The organism is Acidovorax sp. HMWF029, assembly GCF_003060895.1.
Classification (GTDB): domain Bacteria; phylum Pseudomonadota; class Gammaproteobacteria; order Burkholderiales; family Burkholderiaceae_C; genus Acidovorax.
This window is the reverse complement of sequence record NZ_QAIH01000133.1, coordinates 1-1,979: the sequence shown is the minus strand read 5'-3', so window position 1 is coordinate 1,979 and position 1,979 is coordinate 1. Positions and strand designations below refer to the sequence as shown.

General features: G+C 64.6%; 3 protein-coding genes. 1 reads left to right on the top strand and 2 read right to left on the bottom strand.

Going from position 1 to position 1,979, the window contains the following annotated elements; genetic code table 11:
- The first annotated feature begins 563 nt into the window (after nucleotides 1–563).
- Nucleotides 564–926 (top strand): MliC family protein, encoded by a 363-nt coding sequence (locus tag DBR12_RS08925; RefSeq protein ID WP_108616931.1) that lies wholly within the window; start codon nucleotides 564–566, stop codon nucleotides 924–926.
- A 96-nt stretch (nucleotides 927–1,022) separates the two neighbouring features.
- On the opposite strand, the gene DBR12_RS08920 is transcribed toward DBR12_RS08925, so the two are convergent.
- Nucleotides 1,023–1,547 (bottom strand): hypothetical protein, encoded by a 525-nt coding sequence (locus DBR12_RS08920; RefSeq protein WP_146185503.1) that lies wholly within the window; start codon nucleotides 1,545–1,547, stop codon nucleotides 1,023–1,025.
- On the bottom strand, nucleotides 1,531–1,979 hold a 449-nt coding region (locus DBR12_RS22190; RefSeq protein WP_233244370.1), incomplete at its 5' end, for a DUF6502 family protein. The genes DBR12_RS22190 and DBR12_RS08920, both read right to left, overlap by 17 nt.

The window sequence follows — 1,979 nt, the reverse complement described above, 5'->3', positions numbered from 1 at the left end:
CGAGGTTACCTGCAGCAGGTGAAGCTTGCTGTCGCCCATGGACGGGCGGGGCGCTGGGAGTGCGCGCAGGGGGCGTGACGGGGTTTCCTAGGGTATGTCCCAGTCCCGCTTCCCATACCCCACCAAGGCGGTCGGGCGTTGCAGATTTTGAGTCGTCCATGCCTGTAATCAAATGTTTCGTCTGCGTATTGGGTCTTCCAGTGCATCCAATCTGGACCCGCCCTGGGGTTGGGGCGCCCGTCATGCAGGCGCCACAGGGCGTGGACAGACTTTAGAGGTAGCTCTCGATGTGGGGATCACCCCAATGACGGGGCTGGATGGCCTGGGGCACTCTAGGAGGCAAGCGCTGCACCGGGTGTTGGTCACGGCTCTGGATTCTCTGGTTTCGGTTTCTCGCAAGCAGGATGGTGCAGGCAATGGGTGGCGCCCGCTGAATGGCAAGGTTTGTGCTAGGTGGCAGGCAGGGGCTTTTTGAACGGGCCCTGGTGGCCGGTGGCCACAAGCCGTTGGATGGAAGTTGTCGGGCGCGCCGCCAGGAGGCGCCTCGATGTCAGGAGTGACCGATGAAGACGATGGTTTTGCTGGGTTCGGGTGCATTGGCCACCCTTTTGTTGTCGGGTTGTGCAAGCCAGCCCCCTGTCATGCAGGCGTTCAGTGCCCCGGCAGATGGCAGCAGCATGCAATACGCTTGCGGCAACGGCGAGAAAGTGGAGATGCAGTTCTACCCTGACCAAGGCCGCAGCGTGATGCGCCGCAGTGGCTGGACGGTGGAGCTGCCCCGGCAGGCTGCAGAAACGGGCTACGCCTACAGCAACGGCCCCACCACAGTGCTGGGCAAGGGCAACGAGCTGACCATCCAGATTGGGCACCTGGCACCGATCTGGTGCCGCAGCAACCGCTCCATGATGGTCGCCGAGGTCAAATAGATCCAGATCTGTCCCTTTTCACCTACCGGCGCCTGGCCGGTTGGCTGTGTGTTTTCAAGGGCCTGCGCAGTGTGACTGTGCAGGCCCTTTGTCTTTTCAGGAAGCGTTCGGTGCACAGGCCTCGGGGGCTGTGGCAGTGGGGCGCTGCTGCAGGGTCAGCGGTGCAATCAGGTGGTTGCCCTGCGCATCCCGCACGGTAACGGCCACCTCGTGGCTGCTCTCGGCGCGGGTGTCACTGAACTGAAGGCGCATCTCGGCGGCCACGGTGCTGGTCTGCACCTGGCCGTCGTAAAACTCTGTGGTCTCCAGGGAGCCGCTCAGCACGGCCAGGCCTGTGGCATCGATTTCCCACGGGCCGTTGAACACAAAGCGGCGGCAAGTGACGGTCAGCTCCACCCGCTCGTTCTCCAGCCGCAACTCGGTGCTGCCGCAATGCTGCGCGCAAGGGGCGCCAACGGCGAAGCCAGTGCCCGAGAAACCAAGCACACCATTGATGGGCCCGGTGCCCGTGCCCCCGGTGCCGGGCCCGCAGGCGGCCAGCATCAGCAGGGTGGCGGCTGTGGCCAGCAGCTTGGCCATGAGCCAGGCCGCACGGGCCCAGAGTTCAGGAAGGACGTTCATCTTGGTCTGCGGCATAGAAGTAGCTGCCAAAGCGGGCGCGCCGGTTGCGCTCGCCGGCTGGGGTGTTTTTCTGGTCGTGGTCGTAGCGGGCCTGGGCCTCGGTCATCACGGTCTTGAAGGCCTGGCGCCAGGCCTTGGCGGCCACCACGTGCAGGCGGTGGGCTGATTCTTCGCTGAGCTGGTCCACAAACACCGCCTGCTCCAGGTAGTTGTGTTCGCCTTCCAGGTTGAGGCTGGCGGCCGCCAGGTGGTCGTGCAGGTTGTCCTGCATCAGCTGCGCCATCTCGGCAAAGCCCTGGCGTGGCACAAAGCCTGTGGCCAGCAGCCGGATCTGCCCATCCTCACCTTCCTCGGCCATGCCCAGGCGCACCAGCTCATCGAGCACGGCGCGGGGCCGCACATCGCTGCTGATGCTGGCCACCAGCCCGTCGA